Origin of the sequence: Couchioplanes caeruleus (genome assembly GCF_023499255.1) — a bacterium.
GTDB lineage: Bacteria > Actinomycetota > Actinomycetes > Mycobacteriales > Micromonosporaceae > Actinoplanes > Actinoplanes caeruleus_A.
On sequence record NZ_CP092183.1, the window covers coordinates 6,385,412 to 6,403,317 of the forward strand.

A 17,906-nucleotide genomic window follows, 5' to 3' on the forward strand; every position below is an offset into this window, starting at 1 on the left:
AGCCAATCCGGTGCCTACGGTGATCCCATGACCTCCACCGGCACCCTGTCGCGTGCCCAGGGCACGGCCCTCTGCGTCGGCGCCGTGCTCGGCACCGGCGTGATCTCGATGCCGGCGCTGGCCGCGGGCGTCGCGGGACCCGCCTCGCTGCTCGCCTGGCTCGCGCTGATCCTGCTGTCCGCTCCCCTCGCCGGGACGTTCGCCGCGCTCGGCGCCCGTTACCCCGACGGCGGCGGCGTCTCCACGTACGTCCGGCTGGCGTTCGGCGCCCGCGCCGCCACGGCGGTCGGCTGGTGCTTCTTCTTCGCCGTGCCGCTGGGCGCACCGCCGGCCGCCGCGTTCGCGGGCGGGTACGTGGCCGACATCGTCGGCGGCGGCCGGGCGACCGTGCTCGGCACGTTCCTGGTGATCATGGGCATCGTCGTCACGATGAACTGGTTCGGGCTGCAGATCTCCGGCCGGGCGCAGCTGTGGCTCACCGCCGCGCTCGCCGCGCTGCTCGTGGTCACTGTGGTCGCCGCGCTGCCGCACGCCCGGCTGGCCAACCTCACGCCGTTCGCGCCGTACGGCTGGGCCGGCATCGGGACCGCCGCGGCCGTGCTGGTCTGGGGCTTCGCCGGCTGGGAGGCCGTCTCGTCGCTGGCCGGCGAATACCGCGACCCCCGCCGGGACGTCACCCGGGCCACCGGCGCGGCGGTGCTGATCGTCGGGGTGCTCTACCTCGCGGTCGCCGCCACCAGCGTGCTCGTGCTCGGCCCCGCCATCGGGGACAGCCCGGCGCCGCTCGCCGACCTGCTGGCCGTCGGGGTGGGCGGACCGGTGCGGGTGGTCACCGCGGTGGTCGCCGTGCTGCTGACCATCGGCGCGGTCAACGCGTACCTGGCCGGGGCGTCCCGGCTCGGCGCGGCCCTGGCCCGCGACGGCGCGCTGCCGGCCGGACCGGTCGGCACACCGCGCAAGTCGCTGCTGGTCGTCACGGCGGGCAGCCTCGTGTCGGTGGCGCTGCCGATCAGCTTCCACACGGCCATGCTGCTCGTCACCGGCTGCTTCACGCTGGTGTACGTGCTCGGCACGGCGGCCGCCCTGAAGCTGCTGCCGCCCGGCTGGGCCCGGCGCGGCGCCGGGCTCGCGTTCGCCTCCACGCTCGGCCTGCTGGTTCTCAACGGCGCCCCGGCGCTGCTCAGCCTGGTCGTCGCGGCGGCCGCGGTGGCCTACGCCTCCCGGAGGACCTCGCCGAAGATCTCCAGCCCCTCGTCGAGCAGGGCCGGATCGATCGCGCCGAAGCCGAACACGAACCCGGTCGAGTCGCTGCCGTAGCCGGCCAGGTCCTCCACGGCCACCCCGCGCCCGGCGGCCGCCGCCACCACCTCGGCCGAACGGGGAGCGAGCGCGGTGACGTGCAGGCCGGCCGCCGACGGCAGCACCTCCAGCCCGGCGTGCCGGCCCAGCACGGCGACGATGCGGGCGTGGCGGTGCGCGTACGCCTTGACGGCCCGCCGTACGTGCCGGGCCAGCAGCCCCTCGTCGATGAACCGGGCCAGCGCCGCCTGCACCGCGGTCTGCCCGTACCCGTCGCCGAGCTGGCGCGCCGCCACGAGCGCCGCGCGGAGCCCGGCCGGGGCGAGCACGAAACCGGTCCGCACGCTGGGCAGCATCGTCTTGGAGAAGGTGCCGACGTAGAGCACCCGCCCGGCGGTGTCGAGGCTGTGCAGCGGCTCCAGCGGGCGCGACGAGAACCGGAACTCGGAGTCGTAGTCGTCCTCGATCACCGCGGCCTGGCGGCACCGCGCCCAGTCCAGCAGCGCGTGCCGCCGGGTCAGGCTCATCGCCGGGCCGAGCGGGAACTGGTGCGACGGCGTCGTGTAGACGATCCGGGCGGCGCGCGGCAGGGCATCGACGACCAGGCCGCCGGCGTCCACGGGTACGCCCACCACGTGCGCACCCAGCGAGGCGAACAGCCGCCACGCGGGCGGATAGCCGGGCTCCTCCAGGGCGACGACGTCCCCCGGCCGCAGCAGCACCCTGCCGATCAGGTCGAGCGCGTGCTGTGTGCCGTTCGTGACCAGCACGTCGTCCGCCTCCACCCGCAGGGACCGGGAGTAGCCCAGATACCGGGCGATCGCCGCGCGCAGCGCCGGGTGACCCGCCGGGGTGCCGTACGCGCCCGGCTCGTTGGCGCCCAGCCGCAGTTCCGCCGCGACCAGCCGCCGCCAGGTGTCGAACGGGAACAGCCGCGCGTCGGGGATGCCGGTGCGGAAGTCGTACCTCGGGGCGGGCACGCCGGCGCCCGTCGGCAGCGGTTCGTAGGTCCAGCCCGGCCGCGGATGCAACGGGTCGGCCGTGGCGCGGCGCGTGGCGGGCCGGTCGCGTACGGCGGCCACGAACGTCCCCGCCCCGGTGCGGGCCACGAGGTAGCCCTCCGCCACGAGCCGCTCGTACGCCGTCGCGACGCTGTTGCGCGCCACCTGGAGATCCGCGGCGAGCACCCGGGTCGCGGGCAGCCGGTGGCCCCGGGGCAGCCGCCCGTCCTCGATGGCCTCGCGCAGCGCCCGGTACACCCGGACCGTCTTCTCGCCCGGGCCGTCGAGGTTGATGACGAGATCCACGCCCCTATTGTTCAGTCGCCGCGCAGCTGCAGGGAGGGCGTACCCGCCGAGCAGGCGATCCGGAACTTGACCCGGTCGTGGTTGTCCGAGGAGCTGCGGAACTCCCCCTCGGCCCGCTCCCGCTCGTGCATCGCGAACCCGGGCGCGGGCGACATCGTGACGATCTCCGGGCCGTCCGCGGCGCACCGGGCGACCACCGTGCCGCCGCGGGTCGGGAAGGTGCGGCTGCGCGGGCTCCGCACGGCCTGCGAGGCGGTCGGGGACGGCGTACGGCTGACCGACGGGGACGGCAGCGAGCGCAGTTCCCCGGCCACCTCCGCGGCGCTGCGGGGGCGGGACTCCGGCGTGGTCAGGCCGGCCCCGATGAGGCGTACCCCGGTCAGGCCCACCAGCACGGCCAGCACGGCCGCGCCGAGCCAGCCGGCGGTCACGAGCAGCGTTCGGCGGTTCACAGGAGCGACTATGCCCGGCCGAGCCCTAAAGCAGGCTCGCGGGCACGCTAAGGGACGGTTAAGAGCCACGATCGTGCCGGTACGACGGGATAGGTTGCCTGCGTGGCCCACCTCCTGCTGGTCGAGGACGACTCGGCGATCCGTACCACCCTGCTGCGCGCGCTGCGGGAGCGAGGGCACGCGGTGGCGGCCTCGCACACCGCGATGGACGGGCTGCAGACCGCCCTCGCCGAGCGCCCCGACCTGGTCGTGCTCGACCTGGGCCTGCCCGACCTCGACGGCCGGGAGCTGCTGCGGATGCTGCGGGCGGTCAGCGCGGTGCCGGTGATCGTGGCGACCGCCCGCGACGACGAGGCGGAGATCGTCCGGGTGCTCGACGCCGGCGCCGACGACTACATCGTCAAGCCGTTCACCGCCGCGCAGCTCGACGCCCGGGTCCGCGCGGTCCTGCGCCGCGGCGGCCCGGCCGGCACCGAGCCCGTCGCGGTGACGGTGGGCGGGCTGCGCATCGACGCGGGCGCCCGGACGGCGACGCTCGACGGCACGGACCTCGACCTGACGCCACGCGAGTTCGACCTGCTGCACCACCTCGCCACCCGCGCCGGGCAGGTGGTCAGCAAGCGGGAACTGCTCAGCGAGGTGTGGCAGGTGCCGTACGGCGGGGCGGACAAGACCGTCGACGTGCATCTGTCCTGGCTGCGCCGCAAGCTCGGCGAGACCGCACAGGACCCGCGCTACCTGCACACCGTGCGCGGGGTCGGCGTACGGCTCAGTGAGCCGGCATGAGGCGCCGCCTCACGCTGCTGGTCGCGGCGACCACCTGTCTGATCCTGATCGCGTTCCTCGCGCCGCTCGCGCTGCTGGTCCGGCAGGTCGCCGAGGACCGGGCGATCAGCCGCGCCACCGGCGTCGTGCAGACCATCGTGCCGCTGGTCGGCACCGACGACCTGTCCCTCGCCGTGCAGGGCCAGCCGGTGCCGGTCAGCGTCTTCACCCCGGACGGCGAGGTGATCGGCGCGGCGGCGGCGCCCACCCCCGCGGTACGGCTCGCGGCGGCCAAGGGCGAGTCGTTCGCCGTGGCCACCGCCGCGGGCCGGGAGATCGTCGTGCCGGTCGTCAGCGGGCCCGGCACGTACGTGATCCGCACGGTGGTGGCTCCCGCGGAGCTCAACCGCGGGGTCGCCCGGTCGTGGCTCGTGCTCGCCGGGCTGGGCGTGGCGCTCGTGCTGCTCGGGCTGGTGGTGGCCGACCGGCTGGCCCGTACGCTCGTCGCCCCGATCGCCGACCTGTCCGCGGTCTCCCACCGCCTCGCCCGCGCCGAGCTGTCGGCGCGGGCGGCCCCCGCCGGTCCGCCCGAGGTGCGCGAGGTCGCCGCGGCGCTCAACCATCTCGCCGGGCGCATCCAGGACCTGCTGCGCGAGGAGCGGGAGCAGGTGGCCGACCTCTCCCACCGGCTGCGCACCCCGCTGACCGCGCTGCGCCTCGAGGCCGAGGCGCTGCGCGACCCGGACGAGGCGGCCCGGATCGCCGCGGCCGCGGACGGCATCCAGCGGGCCGTCACGGCGGTCATCCAGCAGGCCCGCCGCCGGGGCGGCGAGCGGGCCTGCGACGCGGCGGCGGTGGTCGCCGACCGGGTCGCCTTCTGGGCGGTCCTGGCCGAGGACACCGACCGGCACGTACGCCGGGAGCTCCCGCCCGGTCCCCTGCCGGTGGCGATCCCCGCCGACGAGCTGGCCGCCGCGCTCGACGCCCTGCTGGGCAACGTGTTCGCGCACACCCCCGACGGCACGGCGTTCGGGGTGTCGCTGTCCGCCCGCCCCGGCGGCGGCGCGGTGCTGACGGTCTGCGACGACGGGCCGGGCTTCCCCGGGGACGCGTTGCGCCGCGGCGCGTCGGGCAGCGGCTCCACCGGGCTCGGCCTGGACATCGCCCGGCGGGCGGCCGAGAGCGGCGGCGGCTCGCTGCACGTCGAACCGGCACCGGGCGGCGGCGCCCGCGTCCGCGTCGAGCTGGCCGGGGCGAGCACTCCTGACGGGGTCTGAGCGCGGGCTCTCACGGGGTGACAGAGCGAAGGCGTTTCGCGTGGCCGGCCAGGGGCATGTCCACAGCGAAGCACCGCCGCTCAGCGAGGCGTCGTCAGCCGACGAGGTCCAGGCGTGAGCGCGGGGAAGGATCGTCATGGGACTCGACGACAAGATCAGCAACAAGGCCCAGGAAGCCGGCGGCAAGGCCAAGCAGGGCGTGGGCGAAGCGACCGACGACAAGGAACTGCAGGCCGAGGGCAAGGCCGACGAGACGTCGTCGAACGTCAAGCAGGCCGGCGAGAAGATCAAGGACGCCTTCAAGAAGTGATCCTCGGGCACGCCGGGAGGGGACCGGCCCGGGCCGGTCCCCTCCTGGCGTGCACCCGGACCTCAAGTAGCTTTGCGGCATGGCGACTACGGTGCTCAGGGTCCGGCTTGTCGGCGGCGACCGCATGGACATCACGTACGACGAACCCGGCATCGCCGAGGAGGACCGCCTCGTCGAACACGCGATTGCGACCCTGGCTGAGGATTCCGGGATCCTTCGCACCAGGCACGGCGAGCGGCTGGTCGTGCTCTACGGCCGAGGTGTCGCTGCGATCGAGGTTGCGCCCCGCGGCGCGGTGCTCTGAGAAGGCGGCGCGCAGGCGAGCTCTTTAATTGCGTTGCCGCTCGATTGCCGCTCTGCTGATGTGTGGTCATGTCGATACTGGATGATCCCGGGCTGTTCGGCCGGCAGTGGGCCGCCCGCTACGACAGCCCCGGCAACCCCGACCCGGAGCCCGCGGCCCGCTTCCTGGCCGGCCTGGCGGGCGGCGGTCCCGCGCTCGAACTCGCCATCGGCAGCGGCCGGGTCGCCCTGCCGCTGGTGGCACACGGCGTCGAGGTGCACGGCATCGAGGCGTCCCCGGAGATGGTGGAGCTGCTGCGCGCCAAACCCGGCGGGGCGGACATGGCGGTCCTCGTCGGCGACATGGCCGACGTCGCGGTGCCCGGCCCCTTTCCGCTGGTCTACCTGGTCTTCAACACGCTGTTCAACCTGACCGGCGAGGGCCGCCAGGAGGACTGCTTCCGCAACGTGGCCCGCGTCCTCGCCCCCGGCGGCGCCTTCGTCATCGAGGCGTTCGTCCCCGACCCCGCGACCTTCGACCGCGACGAGCAGCAGGTGCAGGTCTGGTCGGTGACGGAGACGTCGGTGTCGGTCCGGATGCACCGGTACGACCGCGAGGCCCAGTCGTTCCTGCGCCAGACCGTCACGTTCTCCGACGGCGGCGTACGGCTCGAGCCGTTCGGCATGCACTACCGGTGGCCGGAGCAGATCGACGAGCTGGCCGCCCGGGCCGGTCTCACCCTCGAGGCCCGGTACGCCACCTGGGACGGCGACCCCTTCGGCCCGGACTCCACCGACCACGTCTCGGTGTACCGGAAGCCCTTAACCGCGCCTTAGCGATCACACAGCGTGCCCATAGCGCGCCGCGCGGGACCGTGCAGGTGTCACATCAACCGACACCTCGGAGGTTCCCATGATCAAGCTCCGTACGGCATCCACCCTGGCCGTGGGCGCGGTCGCCGCCCTCGCCCTGGGTGGTACGGCCTTCGCCGCCGGCGCCGACGACCCGGCCGTGCCGATGCTCCCGAACGGCGACGTGGTCACGCCGCCGTCGCTCTTCAGCTCCGCCTCGCCGTCCCCGTCGGCCTCGTCCACCGCCTCGTCGCCGTCGACCGCTGGGGGGATCAGCGTGGCCGCCGCGAAGACCATCGCGATCCGGGCGGTCGGCGGCGGCCGGGTGACGAAGGTCGAGCGGGAAACCGAGCACGGCCGCGCGGTCTGGGACGTGGACGTGACCCTGCGCGGCGCCGAGCACGACATCGACGTGGATCGGGCGACCGGCGAGGTCCTGCGCCACCGGGTGAAGGGCGCGAGCGACGGCTCGGCCACGGACGACCGCGGGCGTGGGCGCAGCTCCGATGACAGCGCTGCCGACAACCGCGGCCGGGGACGCGGCTCCGACGACTCGGCCGGCGACGACCGGGGCCGCGGGCGCGGCTCCGACGACAGCGCCGCCGACGACCGCGGGCGCGGGCGCGGCTCCGACGACAGCGCCGCCGACGACCGCGGCCGGGGACGTGGGTCGGACGACCGCTCCGGCGACGACCGGGGGCGCGGCCGGGGCTCGGACGACTGAGCCCGGCCGGACGGTCAGCCGCCGGACGTCGCGGGGCGTTCGGCGGTGATCGTCCAGATCGCCGTGGGCAGGCGATATCCGGCGCCGGGGGTGCGGTACCGCTCCAGCAGGCGGGCCGCACCCTCCCTGGCGTCCGCGCGCGCACCGGCCGGCGCCGCCCGGTACGCCACCCCGGCCGGCCCGAGGTCGATGAGCCAGTCGGCCACCGCCTCCGGCTCGTCCGGCGCGCCGACCACGACGTCGTCCGGCCCGATCCCGATCGCGGTGAAGCCCGCCGTGTCCAGGATCCGCTCCACCCGCCGCGGGTCGGCGAAGGCGAACGGGCCGGGTTCGTCGCCCAGGGGCAGCGGTTCCACCGGCCCGACGTGCGCGGCGGCGCCGAGCATCGCCGCGGGCAGCCAGGGCGCGCCGCCGGCCCGGAAGACGGTGGCCGCCAGCCGTCCTCCGGGGCGCAGGGAGCGGCGTACCGCGGCGCAGCCGGCGACCGGGTCGGCGAACATCATCAGCGCCATCCGGGAGTAGGCCGCGTCGAACGGGGACTGCGGGACGCGCTCGATCCGTTCCACGTCCGCGGTGTGGAAGCTCAGGTTCCGGCCGGGCGCCGCGGGGAACCGCCGGGTCGCCTCGGTGATCAGCACCTCCACCAGGTCCACCCCGACCGCCGCCCCGCCCGGACCGGCCACCGCCGCCAGCTCGGCCGTCGTGCCGCCGCAGGCGCAGCCCACGTCCAGGAAGCGCTCGCCGGGCACCGGTCGCAGGGCGGCCAGGGCGGTGGCGCCGAGCGGCCGGCCCCACGCGTCGTGCCGGTCGGCGTGGCGGATCCAGCCGGCGGCCGCCGCCGACCAGTACGCCGACGTGCGGTCGTGCGCCGCGGCGGTCACGGGAACGGCAGTTCGTCGCCGGTGACCGTGAACGACCGGAAGGACGCCGCCTTGCCCGGGTCGAAGCCGTCCTCGCGAGCGGCGAGGCCGGCGGCGCGGGCCAGCCGCTCGGTCTGGAACCGGCGGAAGTCCTCCGGGCTGCGCCAGATGTTGACGACCCGCCAGCCGTCCTCGGCCGGCCCGGACACGTGGGCCAGCAGGCCCGGCGGCCGGTCGGGGCCCAGATTGCGTTCCACCAGCCGGTACTCCGCCTCAGTGACTCCCGGCATCTCCTGTACGACCCCGAACGGCATGACGCCTCCCTATGACGATGGTGTCCAATTTTCGATAGAGTAAAGCTCTATCCAATAAACTACTACGCTGGCGGCGTGGTCAAGCGGCGATACGAGTCGGCACAGCGACAGGAGCAGGCGGGCCGCACCCGCAACGCCGTCCTCGACGCGGCGGCGGTCCTGTTCGTCGACCCCGGATACGCCGCCGCCCCGCTCACCGCCGTCGCGGCGAAGGCGGGTGTCGCCGTGCAGACCGTGTACGCGGTGTTCGGCAGCAAACGGAACCTGCTGTCCGCCCTGCTCGACCGCACGATCGCGGGCGACGACGAGCCGGTCGCCCTGCCGCAGCGGGCGTTCGTGGCCGAGATCCACGCGCTCGCCGACGCCGAGGCGAAGCTGGCGCGCTACGCCGTGCACCTCGCGCAGACCAACGCCCGGCAGGTGGACGTGATGCTCGCGCTGCTCAACGCCGCCTCGGCCGACGCGGACGCCGCCGCGATCCTGCGCAAGAACGACGAGGAGCGCCGGCGCGGCATGCTGATGTTCGCGGCCGAGCTCGCCGGCTCCGGGCGGCTGCGGGCGGATCACGACGTGGAGTCGGCGGCCGACGTGCTGTGGCTGGCGATGGACGTGCGCAACTACGACTGGCTCGTCCGCCGCCGCGGCTGGACGCCGGAGCGCTACCGGGAGTGGTACGTACGCACGACGGCCGCCGCGCTGCTCGACGCGGCGGCCGGCCCGTGACCGCTTCTGATCTGTCCGGCCACTGCGCGGAAGGCTTCGCGGCTGCCGCCGTACCTGTGAAAAAGCGGTGCCCGGACCGACCGGCCCGGGCACCGCGGGGGTTTCACGCAGCGGTCAGCTGACGAAGAGCAGGCGGTTCGGGGAGCCGCTGCCCGGGCTGGTCACCACGTTGGCGGTGGCGTTGTTGACCAGCGAGTCGCGGACCTGGGCCGGGCTGTAGGACGGGTTGGCCGACAGGACCAGCGCCGCCGCGCCCGCCACGTGCGGCGACGCCATCGACGTGCCGCTGATCGTGTTGGTGGCGGTGTTGCTGGAGTACCAGTCGGACGTGATGGACGAGCCCGGGGCGAAGATGTCCAGACAGGTGCCGTAGTTCGAGTAGGACGCGCGGGCGTCGGTGCTGGTGGTGGCGCCGACCGTGATGGCCGAGGCGACCCGCGACGGCGACGAGTTGCAGGCGTTGGCGTTCGAGTTGCCGGCCGCCAGCGCGTACGTGACGCCCGAGCTGATCGAGTTCGCGACCGCGCTGTCGAGGGCGCTGCTCACGCCGCCGCCGAGGCTCATGTTCGCGACGGCGGGCTTGCGGGCGTTCGAGGTGACCCAGTTGACGCCGGCGATGACGCCCGCGTTCGTGCCCGAGCCGGAGCAGTTGAGCACGCGGACGCCGACGAGCCGGACCTGCTTCGCCACGCCGTACGTGGTGCCGCCGACCGTGCCCGCGACGTGCGTGCCGTGGCCGTTGCAGTCGACGCCGCCCGAGCCGACCGCGTCGTAGCCGAAGCTGGCGCGGCCGCCGAAGTCGTTGTGGGTGTACTTGATGCCCGTGTCGATGATGTACGCCGTCACGTTCGAGGCCGTCTGGCTGTACGTGTACGTGGTGCTCAGCGGCCGGTTGCGCTGGTCGATGCGGTCCAGGCCCCAGGTGGCGTTGGACTGCGTGGCCAGCAACGACACGGTCTGGTTCTGCTCGACGTACGCGACGTCCGGGTTGGCCGCGAGCCGCTTGGCGGCGGGCTCGCTGAGCTTCGCCTCGAAGCCGTTGAGCGCGGCGCCGAACGTGCGCTGGACCGAGCCGCCGTAGCTGCGGGCCAGGGATCCGGAGCGGGAGCCGACCGCGGACGCCACCTTCTGGCTGCCCGCCTTGCCGCCCACCGCGGCGTCCTTGAGCACCACGATGTAGCTGCCGGGTACCGCTTCGGCGGTGCCGGCGAGCCGGATCTGCCCGGTGGCGGGAGCCGCCACCGCGGGGGTCGTCGTAGCGGCGGTCGTCGTGGCCAAAGCGAGCAGACTGACGGCCACCACGTGGCGGCCTCGGGGGCGTCGAATCGCCATGCTGATCCTCTCTCGCGCCTGCCGGACCCTGCGGGGTCCCCCGGGCTCCTGTCCCGTTGAGGGAGACAGTAGGCGCAACGCGTCGACGTGCCTCTATATCGAATGGGCCATACCAGGCGCCGTGGGGCTGCCACCGCCTCGCGACAAGGGTCTTAGGATTGCTCTTGGGGACCGGGGGCGGTCTGGTGTCCAGCCCTCCCGGCGCAATACTCTTCGGTAACACGGCTGTTACACCCCCCTTCCAGCAACGCAAAGAGGCGGCGCCCGATGGCTCTCGAGGTTCCCTACCGGTCGATTCCGGACATGTTCCTGCGTCGTGTGCAGGCCACCCCGAACGGCCGGGCGTTCGCCGTACCGACGGCCGACGACTCGGCCATCGAGTGGCTGACGTGGGCGCAGGTCGGCGAGCGGGCCAAGGCGATCGCCGCCGGGCTCGCCGGGCTGGGCGTGGGGCTCGAGGACCGCGTCTCGATCCTGTCCAGCACCCGGCTGGAGTGGGCGCTGGTGGACCTCGGCATCAACTGCGCCGGCGGCGCGACCACGACGGTCTACCCGACCACCGAGCCGGAGGACGCGGCGTACATCATCTCGGACTCCGGTTCGAAGATCCTCGTCGCCGAGAACCCGAAGCAGGCGCTGAAGCTGTCCGGCACCGAGTCGTCGGTGACCCACGTCGTGCTCATCGACGGCCTCGCCGACGCCTCCGCGCAGCCGCCGCAGCTCACGCTCGCCGAGCTGGAGGAGCGCGGCCGTGCGGCACTCGCCGAGACGCCGGACCTCGTCGAGCGGATCGCCGAGGGCATCGGCCCGGACAACGTCGCCACGCTGATCTACACGTCGGGCACCACCGGGCGGCCCAAGGGCGTCGAGCTGCTGCACGGCGGCTGGACGTGGGAGGGCGTCGCCCAGGCGGGCCTCGGCCTGTTCGAGGCCAGCGACCTGCAGTACCTGTGGCTCCCGCTGTCCCACTCGTTCGGCAAGTCGCTGCTCTGCGGCATCCTGCACGTGGGCGTGCCGACGTACATCGACGGCCGGGTCGACAAGCTGGTCGACATGCTGTCGGTGGTCAAGCCGACGCTGATGTGCGCGGCCCCGCGCATCTTCGAGAAGGTCTACAACAAGACGGTCACCACCGCGATCGGCGGCGGCGGGCTCAAGGCCAAGATCTTCGGCTGGGCGGTCGCCACCGGCAAGCAGAAGGTCGGGTACGAGCAGGCGGGCAGGCCCGTCCCGGCGGCGGTCAAGGCGAAGTACGCGGTCGCCGAGCGACTGGTCTTCAGCAAGCTGCAGGACCGCCTGGGCGGCCGGCTGCGCGTGCTGGTCTCCGGCTCGGCCCCGCTGAGCCGCGACATCGCCGAGTTCTTCGCCGCGGCCAACCTGCCGATCATGGAGGGGTACGGGCTCACCGAGAGCAGCGCCGCCAACTTCGTCAACCGGCTCGGCAAGCTCAAGATCGGTACGGTCGGCCAGCCCCTCGGCGACCTGGAGTGCCGCATCGACGCCGACGGCGAGATCCTGCTGCGCGGCAAGCCGGTCATGCGCGGCTACCACAACCTGCCCAAGGAGACCGAGGAGGCGTTCACCGAGGACGGCTTCTTCCGTACGGGCGACATCGGCGAGCTCGACGCGGACGGCTACCTGAAGATCACCGACCGCAAGAAGGACCTGGTCAAGACGTCCGGCGGCAAGTACATCGCCCCGTCGGCGATCGAGGGCATGTTCAAGGCGGTGTGCCCGTACACCTCGCAGGCGGTGGTGATCGGGCAGGCCCGCAACTTCGTCACGATGCTGATCAGCCTGGACGAGGACGCGATCATCACGTGGGCCGCCGGGGGCGCGCTGGCCGGCAAGTCGTACGCGGAGATCGTCGCTGCGCCGGAGACGGAGAAGCTGGTCGCCGACTACATCGAGGAGCTCAACGGCAAGCTGAACCGGTGGGAGACGGTCAAGAAGTTCGCGATCCTCCCCCGCGACCTCAGCATCGAGCAGGGCGAGATCACCCCGTCCATGAAGATCAAGCGGCGCAGCGTGGAGACCAGCTTCGCCGAGCAGATCGACAAGATGTACGCGGGTTCGCTCGTCCAGATGTAGCGGTCACTCGAGCCAGCGGCCGTCGCGCATGAGCGTACGGCCGCTGATCTCGTTCGCCTCCCGCCACGCCTGGACCCGGTCGGGCCGCAGGACCAGGAACACGTAGCCGTCCCCGGCCGTCCGCGGATCCCAGTCGGCGCGCTCGGCGTACCCGTCGGCGACCCACTCCGGCGCCTCCCCGGTGGCGACCGCCGACTCCAGCACCGCGTCGATCATCACCACGTCCCGGGTCCCGCCGAGGCCGAGCCGCGCGGTCCCGGTGGCGGTGATCGCCCGGGCCGTCCGGGACCGGCCCTCGGTCGCCAGGACGATGCGCTCCCGGAGCCAGGCCAGCGTCAGCGGCACCAGGTAGGGCTGATCGCCCGCGGCGGTGGCGACCCACGCGTCGGCGGCCGGGCCGGCCAGCTTGGCGAGCGTGTCGGCCTTGCGCGTGGCGCGGTCGCGGGGAGGTTCTGCTGCGCTCATCCGGGCATCATGTCAGCCCCGCCGCCGCTCGGCGGGCCGCCTAGCGTTGCCGCACCGGTGGCCGGCTCAGGCGATGACCGCTTCCGTTCGCCAGGCCGGGCGCGCCGAGCGGTCGAGGTCGTGCCGGACCGAGGCGATCCGGCGTACCGCCTCGATCAGGTCGTCGGCGGGCAGCGAGAACGGCAGCCGCAGGAACCGCTCCAGCGTGCCGTCCAGGCCGAACCGCGGCCCCGGCGCCAGCCGTACGCCCACGTCCTCGGCGGCGCGGGCCAGGGCGCTGGAGATCGGCCCGTCGAGCTCCGCCCACAGCATCACCCCGCCCGCCGGCACGGTGAACTGCCACTCCGGCAGGTCGTCGCGCAGGGCCCCGATCAGCGCGTCGCGGCGGACCGCCAGCTGGGCGCGGCGGGTCGCCACGATCGACGCGGCGTCGCGCAGCAGGTGCACGGCGACGAGCTGTTCCAGGACCGGGCTGGACATGTCGACGCCCACGCGCAGCGCCGCGAGACGTTGCACGAGCGGGGCGGATGCGCGTACCCATCCAATCCGCAGGCCGCCCCAGTAGGCCTTGCTCATGCCGCCGATCGAGACCACCCGCGAATGCCGGTCGAAGACCGCGACCGGCGGCGGCATCTCGTCGGTGTCGAGCGGCAGATCCACGAACGACTCGTCGACGACCAGCTCGGTCCCGGTCGCGTGGGCCGCGGCCACGAGCCGCTCCCGCAGGGCGGCCGGCATGAGGTGGCCGGTGGGGTTGTGGAACTCCGGGATCACGTACGCCAGCCGCGGCCGGGTCTGCCGCAGCGCGCCGAGCAGCATCTCGCCGTCCCAGCCGGTCGCCGCGTCGATGCCGTGGGTGCTGATCCGGGCGCGGCGGGCGGCCAGCGCCGCGAGCGCGTTCGGGTACGTCGGGGACTCCACCAGCACGGACGCGCCTGCCGGGACGGAGAGGCGGAGCACGAGGTCGAGGGCCTGCTGGGTGCCGCTGGTGATCAGGATCTGCTCGGCGCTCGTGGTCACCCCGCGCGCGGTGTAGGCGGCGGCGACGGCGTCACGCAGCTCCATCAGGCCGGTCGGGTTGTACCCGGCGCTGCCGAGGAACCGGGGCAGTTCGTCGGCGGCGGCCCGGGCGGCGGGGACCAGCTCGACCGGCGCGGCCGAGGCCGCCACGCCGAGGTCGATCATGTCGAGGTCGTCGTCCGGGGTCCACAGCCCGGACGTCGCGACCCGGTGGCCGTTCGGCAGGGTGGTCCAGCTCCCCGCGCCACGCCGGCTGGTGAGGTGGCCGGTCTCCCGGAGGCCACGGTACGCGGCGGTCACCGTCGTCCGGCTCACCCCGAGCGCCTCGGCGAGCTCGCGCTCCGCGGGCAGGCGTACGCCCAGGGGCAGGCGTCCGTCGGCGAGCAGCCCCCGGACCGCCCCGGCCAGCGCGGCGTAGTCCGGGCTCCGGTGCCGGCCCGGCAGCGAGTGCCACTGGCCGAGGAGCCGCGCCAATTGGCCTCCTCGTACCGACGTCGTCACAGCCACCTCCGGGAAATTGGCTCTCGCAGCCCGTCCAATTGGCCTTCAGAGTGGCACTCATGACGAAGCGAAGCAACCACCCCGCCACCGCGGACCGCCGGCTCTTCCGCCGTACCAGTCAGCTCTTCGCGGGTCTGATCCTGTACGGGATAAGCATGGCCTTCATGGTGGAGTCGGGGCTCGGGCTCACCTCGTGGGACGTCTTCCACCAGGGTGTGTCGAAGGCCACCGGGCTCAGCTTCGGCTGGGTGGTGATCCTCACCGGCATCCCGATCCTGCTGCTCTGGATCCCGCTGCGCCAGCGCCCGGGCTTCGGCACGATCGCCAACCTGATCGTCATCGGCTTCGTCGTCGACGCCGCCCTCGCGGTGCTCTCCCCCGGCGAGGGCCTCGCCATCCGCATCACGTACCTCGTGGTCGGCATCGTCCTCAACGCGATCGCCACGGCGATGTACATCGGCGCCCACTTCGGGCCGGGACCGCGGGACGGGCTGATGACGGGGCTGGTCAACCGGTTCCCGCGGCTGTCGATCCGGCTGGTGCGGACGAGCATCGAGGTGCTGGTGCTGGCCATCGGGTTCCTGCTCGGCGGGACCGTGGGGATCGGCACGGTCGCGTACGCGCTCGGGATCGGGCCGCTGGTGCAGATCTTCATGCCGTTGTTCGCGGTGCGGCGCCGGGAGGCCGTGGGGCAGGTCGTTCCGGCGGTGGCCTGACCGGCCACCGGGCGGTCGCCGCCGGCCGCCGGCCCACACCCGCACTTCACCGCCGCGGCCGCTAAATCGGTTGTCCGGGGGCTCAGCGGCCCGGCGCGGAGTCGTGACGCCGACCGGGCGGGTGATGTTCGTCCTGGGTGGACCGGGCGGCGCCGGGTGAAATGTCCGGCCGTCCGGACACAGCTCGGTGATCATCACGACACATGTGCTTCCCGGTTCCGGTTGCAGGCGGCATCATTGCGGCATGGGGGCTGGTGGCTGGCACTGGAACGACGCTTGGATCTTCGTGTCCGCGGTGATCGCCGAGCGCCTGGAGAGGGACCGCGCGCTGCACGCCGCCCTCCCGGTGACCGGCGCGAGCCTGGCCGACGTGCTCGCGGCCGCGGACTTCCTGCACCACAGCGTCCCCAGCCGTTCCGAACTGGAGGAATCGGTACGCCGCCTGGCGGGCGCCGGCCTGCTCACCGTCGACGACGACCTGGTCGAGGTGGCGCCCGCGGGCGAGCAGCTGTGGCGGACCCGGCCGTTCAGCGGCCTGTCCTCGGCGGTGGTCACCCTCCAGACCCAGCTGAACCGGGCGGCCACGCCGGGCGAGTCGGACTGGAAGCTGGACGAGAAGACCTACAACGCCGCCGTCCGCGAATACTCCCTCCGCCTGGCCGACGGCCGCTGACCACCGCAGCCGCTCGCCCGCTGAGCAAGTCGCGCGGCCGGGCCACGTAGCCGGCCGGCTGAACGGCTCGGCGGTCAGCGGACCGGGTTGCCGGCCGCCCGCAGGCTCTGCTTCACCTCGCCGATGGTGAGCTCTCCGAAGTGGAACACGCTCGCCGCCAGCACCGCGTCCGCACCCGCCGCCACCGCAGGCGGGAAGTGCTCGGCCGTCCCCGCGCCCCCGCTGGCGATCACCGGGATGTCCACGACCGCCCGTACCGCCGAGATCAGGTCCAGGTCGAAACCCGCCTTGGTCCCGTCCGCGTCCATCGAGTTCAGCAGGATCTCGCCCGCGCCCAGCTCGGCGACCCGGCGCGCCCACCCGACCGCGTCGAGGCCGGCGCTCTTGCGGCCGCCGTGAGTGGTGACCTCCCAGCCGCTCGGGTGCTCCGGGCCGGGGCCGGACGGCACGCGGCGTACGTCCAGGGAGAGCACGAGGACCTGATTGCCGAAGCGGTCCGCGATCTCGGAGATCAGCTCGGGGCGGTGGATGGCCGCCGTGTTGACGCCCACCTTGTCGGCGCCCGCGCGCAGCAGGGTGTCGACGTTGTCGACCGAGCGGACGCCACCGCCCACGGTGAGCGGGATGAAGACCGATTCGGCCGTACGGCGCACCACGTCGAGCATGGTGCCGCGGTCGTCCGAGGACGCGGTCACGTCCAGGAAGGTCAGCTCGTCCGCGCCGGCCGCGTCGTACGCCGCGCCGAGCTCCACGGGGTCGCCGGCGTCGCGCAGGTCGACGAAGTTGACCCCCTTGACCACGCGCCCCGCGTCGACGTCGAGACAGGGGATGACGCGTACCGCGACAGTCATGGTGTGCTCCCTATCGAGACGCGGGTCATCGGGACGCGAGGGCGGCGAGCGCCTCGGCGACCGTGAACGCGCCGGCGTAGAGGGCCTTGCCCGCGATCACGCCCTCGACGCCGACCGGTTCGAGGGTCGCCAGCGCGCGCAGGTCGTCCAGGGTGGAGACGCCGCCGCTGGCGATGACCGGGGCGGGCGTACGGGCGCAGACCTCGCGGAGCAGCTCCAGGTTGGGGCCCTTCATGGTGCCGTCCTTGGTGATGTCGGTGACCACGTACCGGGCCGCGCCGGCCTTGTCGAGGCGTTCGAGGACCTCGTACAGGTCGCCGCCGTCGCGGGTCCAGCCGCGGGCGGACAGCGTACGGCCGCGCACGTCCAGCCCGATGGCGACGCGGTCGCCGTACTCGCCGCAGATCCGGTCGCACCACTCGGGGTCCTCGAGGGCGGCCGTGCCGATGTTGACCCGGGCGGCGCCGGTGCCGAGCGCCGCGCGCAGCGACTCGTCGTCGCGGATGCCGCCGGAGAGCTCCACCTTGACGTCGAGGCGGCCGACCACCTCGGCGAGCAGGGCGGCGTTGGAGCCGCGGCCGAAGGCGGCGTCGAGGTCGACGAGGTGCACCCAGTCCGCACCGTCGTTCTGCCAGGCGAGGGCGGCTTCGAGGGGGTCGCCGTAGCCGGTCTCGGAGCCGGCGGCGCCCTGGACGAGGCGCACCGCCTGGCCGTCGGCGACGTCGACAGCGGGCAGCAGGGCAAGGGTCACGGTGAAACTCCCAGGGATGAGAAGGACTACCGGCGGCCGAGGACCACGACGACCAGGGCCGGCAGGACGAGCACGATCATGGCGATGAGGACCAGCCGGAGCGCGAGCTCGGGGACGAGGAACCAGACGAGGGCCGCGGCCCCCAGCGGGATGACGACGATGCCGGCCCGCTGGGCGCGGCTGCGCCGGTGCAGGCGCCCGGAGCTACGACGCTGCGGCGTGAGCCGGCGGACGAGGGTGCGGCGGCGCTGCCGGCGGGCGACCTTGCGGGCCCGGGCGGCCTTTTCCTTCTCCAGGACGGCGAGCCGTTCGGCCCGCCGCCTCGCTCTCTCCTTCGACAC

The 17,906-nt window shown here is 73.8% G+C and carries 21 protein-coding genes; 11 read left to right on the forward strand and 10 right to left on the reverse strand.

What is annotated here, in order from left to right; genetic code table 11:
* Positions 1-27: 27 nt before the first annotated feature.
* Positions 28-1,317 carry an APC family permease gene (locus tag COUCH_RS29450; protein WP_249608465.1) on the forward strand — a complete coding sequence of 430 codons (1,290 nt, stop codon included), beginning with the start codon at positions 28-30 and terminating at the stop codon, positions 1,315-1,317.
* Here COUCH_RS29450 and COUCH_RS29455 read toward each other — a convergent pair.
* A complete protein-coding gene (locus tag COUCH_RS29455) occupies positions 1,212-2,606 on the reverse strand; it encodes a PLP-dependent aminotransferase family protein (protein WP_249608466.1) in 1,395 nt (464 codons plus the stop codon). The two genes, COUCH_RS29450 and COUCH_RS29455, sit on opposite strands and share 106 nt — an antisense overlap.
* 11 nt (positions 2,607-2,617) lie before the next feature.
* Positions 2,618-3,058 (reverse strand): hypothetical protein, encoded by a 441-nt coding sequence (locus COUCH_RS29460; RefSeq protein WP_249608467.1) that lies wholly within the window; start codon positions 3,056-3,058, stop codon positions 2,618-2,620.
* 102 nt (positions 3,059-3,160) lie between these two features.
* Here COUCH_RS29460 and COUCH_RS29465 point away from each other — a divergent pair, with 102 nt between their 5' ends.
* The 6 genes from COUCH_RS29465 to COUCH_RS29490 all read left to right on the forward strand — a co-directional run bounded on the left by COUCH_RS29465 (position 3,161) and on the right by COUCH_RS29490 (position 7,268).
* Complete coding sequence (locus tag COUCH_RS29465; protein ID WP_249608468.1) at positions 3,161-3,844, forward strand: response regulator transcription factor; 684 nt, start codon at positions 3,161-3,163, stop codon at positions 3,842-3,844.
* Positions 3,841-5,100, forward strand: coding sequence for a sensor histidine kinase (locus COUCH_RS29470; protein ID WP_249608470.1), 1,260 nt, complete (start codon positions 3,841-3,843; stop codon positions 5,098-5,100). The genes COUCH_RS29465 and COUCH_RS29470 overlap by 4 nt, the downstream gene beginning before the upstream one ends.
* A gap of 136 nt (positions 5,101-5,236) precedes the next feature.
* On the forward strand, positions 5,237-5,410 hold the full coding sequence (locus COUCH_RS29475) for a CsbD family protein (protein ID WP_249608471.1): 174 nt from the start codon (positions 5,237-5,239) through the stop codon (positions 5,408-5,410).
* A 79-nt stretch (positions 5,411-5,489) separates the two neighbouring features.
* Complete coding sequence (locus COUCH_RS29480) at positions 5,490-5,714, forward strand: hypothetical protein (RefSeq protein ID WP_249608473.1); 225 nt, start codon at positions 5,490-5,492, stop codon at positions 5,712-5,714.
* Positions 5,715-5,782: 68 nt separating this feature from the next.
* Positions 5,783-6,529, forward strand: coding sequence for a class I SAM-dependent methyltransferase (locus COUCH_RS29485; protein ID WP_249608475.1), 747 nt, complete (start codon positions 5,783-5,785; stop codon positions 6,527-6,529).
* Between the two features lie 76 nt (positions 6,530-6,605).
* Positions 6,606-7,268, forward strand: coding sequence for a PepSY domain-containing protein (locus COUCH_RS29490; protein WP_249608476.1), 663 nt, complete (start codon positions 6,606-6,608; stop codon positions 7,266-7,268).
* A gap of 14 nt (positions 7,269-7,282) precedes the next feature.
* Here COUCH_RS29490 and COUCH_RS29495 read toward each other — a convergent pair whose 3' ends face one another.
* The gene (locus tag COUCH_RS29495; protein ID WP_249608478.1) at positions 7,283-8,149 is read right to left on the reverse strand and encodes a class I SAM-dependent methyltransferase; all 867 of its coding nucleotides are present in this window, start codon (positions 8,147-8,149) and stop codon (positions 7,283-7,285) included.
* Positions 8,146-8,442: a hypothetical protein gene (locus COUCH_RS29500; protein ID WP_249608479.1), complete on the reverse strand. Its 297-nt coding sequence runs from the start codon at positions 8,440-8,442 to the stop codon at positions 8,146-8,148. Before COUCH_RS29500 ends, COUCH_RS29495 begins: the two co-directional genes overlap by 4 nt.
* 75 nt (positions 8,443-8,517) lie before the next feature.
* Here COUCH_RS29500 and COUCH_RS29505 point away from each other — a divergent pair, with 75 nt between their 5' ends.
* A complete protein-coding gene (locus COUCH_RS29505) occupies positions 8,518-9,165 on the forward strand; it encodes a TetR/AcrR family transcriptional regulator (RefSeq protein ID WP_249608480.1) in 648 nt (215 codons plus the stop codon).
* A 114-nt stretch (positions 9,166-9,279) separates the two neighbouring features.
* Here COUCH_RS29505 and COUCH_RS29510 read toward each other — a convergent pair whose 3' ends face one another.
* A complete protein-coding gene (locus tag COUCH_RS29510) occupies positions 9,280-10,497 on the reverse strand; it encodes a S8 family peptidase (RefSeq protein ID WP_249608481.1) in 1,218 nt (405 codons plus the stop codon).
* Between the two features lie 267 nt (positions 10,498-10,764).
* Here COUCH_RS29510 and COUCH_RS29515 point away from each other — a divergent pair, with 267 nt between their 5' ends.
* Positions 10,765-12,588 (forward strand): AMP-dependent synthetase/ligase, encoded by a 1,824-nt coding sequence (locus COUCH_RS29515; protein WP_249608482.1) that lies wholly within the window; start codon positions 10,765-10,767, stop codon positions 12,586-12,588.
* Between the two features lie 3 nt (positions 12,589-12,591).
* Here COUCH_RS29515 and COUCH_RS29520 read toward each other — a convergent pair whose 3' ends face one another.
* Both COUCH_RS29520 and COUCH_RS29525 read right to left on the reverse strand, forming a co-directional pair.
* Positions 12,592-13,053 carry a pyridoxamine 5'-phosphate oxidase family protein gene (locus COUCH_RS29520; protein ID WP_249608483.1) on the reverse strand — a complete coding sequence of 154 codons (462 nt, stop codon included), beginning with the start codon at positions 13,051-13,053 and terminating at the stop codon, positions 12,592-12,594.
* A gap of 66 nt (positions 13,054-13,119) precedes the next feature.
* Positions 13,120-14,574 (reverse strand): PLP-dependent aminotransferase family protein, encoded by a 1,455-nt coding sequence (locus COUCH_RS29525; RefSeq protein ID WP_249613844.1) that lies wholly within the window; start codon positions 14,572-14,574, stop codon positions 13,120-13,122.
* A gap of 59 nt (positions 14,575-14,633) precedes the next feature.
* On the opposite strand from COUCH_RS29525, the gene COUCH_RS29530 reads away from it, so the two are divergent.
* Together COUCH_RS29530 and COUCH_RS29535 are read left to right on the forward strand one after the other, a co-directional pair.
* A complete protein-coding gene (locus COUCH_RS29530; protein ID WP_249608484.1) occupies positions 14,634-15,290 on the forward strand; it encodes a YczE/YyaS/YitT family protein in 657 nt (218 codons plus the stop codon).
* Between the two features lie 244 nt (positions 15,291-15,534).
* Positions 15,535-15,963 (forward strand): hypothetical protein, encoded by a 429-nt coding sequence (locus COUCH_RS29535; RefSeq protein ID WP_199514404.1) that lies wholly within the window; start codon positions 15,535-15,537, stop codon positions 15,961-15,963.
* A gap of 74 nt (positions 15,964-16,037) precedes the next feature.
* Here COUCH_RS29535 and hisF read toward each other — a convergent pair whose 3' ends face one another.
* Genes hisF through COUCH_RS29550 form a run of 3 tightly spaced genes read right to left on the reverse strand, consistent with a single transcriptional unit; the run spans position 16,038 to position 17,906 of the window.
* On the reverse strand, positions 16,038-16,814 hold the full coding sequence (hisF, locus tag COUCH_RS29540; protein WP_249608485.1) for an imidazole glycerol phosphate synthase subunit HisF: 777 nt from the start codon (positions 16,812-16,814) through the stop codon (positions 16,038-16,040).
* Positions 16,815-16,839: 25 nt separating this feature from the next.
* Positions 16,840-17,565: a bifunctional 1-(5-phosphoribosyl)-5-((5-phosphoribosylamino)methylideneamino)imidazole-4-carboxamide isomerase/phosphoribosylanthranilate isomerase PriA gene (priA, locus tag COUCH_RS29545; protein ID WP_249608486.1), complete on the reverse strand. Its 726-nt coding sequence runs from the start codon at positions 17,563-17,565 to the stop codon at positions 16,840-16,842.
* Between the two features lie 26 nt (positions 17,566-17,591).
* Positions 17,592-17,906, reverse strand: coding sequence for a hypothetical protein (locus tag COUCH_RS29550; protein WP_249608487.1), 315 nt, complete (start codon positions 17,904-17,906; stop codon positions 17,592-17,594).

Excerpts from the sequence above, each read along its gene's own strand:
- COUCH_RS29515 (WP_249608482.1), top strand. The coding sequence starts at position 10,765 with ATGGCTCTCGAGGTTCCCTACCGGTCGATTCCGGACATGTTCCTGCGT.
- COUCH_RS29520 (WP_249608483.1), bottom strand. The coding sequence starts at position 13,053 with ATGAGCGCAGCAGAACCTCCCCGCGACCGCGCCACGCGCAAGGCCGAC.
- COUCH_RS29490 (WP_249608476.1), top strand. The coding sequence starts at position 6,606 with ATGATCAAGCTCCGTACGGCATCCACCCTGGCCGTGGGCGCGGTCGCC.
- COUCH_RS29510 (WP_249608481.1), bottom strand. The coding sequence starts at position 10,497 with ATGGCGATTCGACGCCCCCGAGGCCGCCACGTGGTGGCCGTCAGTCTG.
- COUCH_RS29475 (WP_249608471.1), top strand. The coding sequence starts at position 5,237 with ATGGGACTCGACGACAAGATCAGCAACAAGGCCCAGGAAGCCGGCGGC.
- COUCH_RS29450 (WP_249608465.1), top strand. The coding sequence starts at position 28 with ATGACCTCCACCGGCACCCTGTCGCGTGCCCAGGGCACGGCCCTCTGC.
- COUCH_RS29530 (WP_249608484.1), top strand. The coding sequence starts at position 14,634 with ATGACGAAGCGAAGCAACCACCCCGCCACCGCGGACCGCCGGCTCTTC.
- COUCH_RS29470 (WP_249608470.1), top strand. The coding sequence starts at position 3,841 with ATGAGGCGCCGCCTCACGCTGCTGGTCGCGGCGACCACCTGTCTGATC.
- COUCH_RS29535 (WP_199514404.1), top strand. The coding sequence starts at position 15,535 with ATGGGGGCTGGTGGCTGGCACTGGAACGACGCTTGGATCTTCGTGTCC.
- COUCH_RS29500 (WP_249608479.1), bottom strand. The coding sequence starts at position 8,442 with ATGCCGTTCGGGGTCGTACAGGAGATGCCGGGAGTCACTGAGGCGGAG.
- COUCH_RS29485 (WP_249608475.1), top strand. The coding sequence starts at position 5,783 with ATGTCGATACTGGATGATCCCGGGCTGTTCGGCCGGCAGTGGGCCGCC.
- COUCH_RS29480 (WP_249608473.1), top strand. The coding sequence starts at position 5,490 with ATGGCGACTACGGTGCTCAGGGTCCGGCTTGTCGGCGGCGACCGCATG.
- hisF (WP_249608485.1), bottom strand. The coding sequence starts at position 16,814 with ATGACTGTCGCGGTACGCGTCATCCCCTGTCTCGACGTCGACGCGGGG.